Raw genomic sequence first — 639 nt, forward strand, 5'->3', positions numbered from 1 at the left:
TTCTCATACTGTAGCGGCTCAAGGTGGTATTTCTGCTTCATTGGGTAATGTGCAGGAAGACCGTTGGGATTGGCATATGTACGATACCGTAAAAGGTTCCGACTGGTTGGGCGACCAAGATGCGATTGAGTTTATGTGTCGCGCAGCGCCTGAAGCTGTAATTGAGTTGGAACACATGGGTATGCCTTTTGACCGTGTGGAAAGTGGCAAAATCTACCAACGTCCTTTCGGTGGTCATACTGCAGAACACGGTAAACGCGCGGTAGAACGTGCATGTGCTGTTGCTGACCGTACCGGTCATGCGATGTTGCATACTTTGTACCAACAAAACGTCCGTGCCAATACACAATTCTTTGTGGAATGGACAGCGCAAGATTTGATTCGTGATGAAAACGGCGACGTAGTCGGTGTAACCGCCATGGAAATGGAAACCGGCGAAGTTTATATTTTCCACGCTAAAGCTGTGATGTTTGCTACCGGTGGTGGCGGTCGTATTTATGCTTCTTCTACCAATGCTTATATGAATACCGGTGACGGTTTGGGTATTTGTGCCCGTGCAGGTATTCCGTTGGAAGACATGGAATTCTGGCAATTCCACCCGACTGGTGTAGCCGGTGCCGGTGTATTGATTACTGAGGG

At 48.7% G+C, this 639-nt stretch carries 1 protein-coding gene; it reads left to right on the top strand.

From position 1 onward, the window contains the following. Window positions 1-639 (top strand): FAD-binding protein (locus tag ACTHUR_RS15260; protein ID WP_440399477.1); only part of this gene is annotated, 639 nt, incomplete at both ends.

This window comes from Neisseria sp. P0021.S007 (assembly GCF_051956855.1).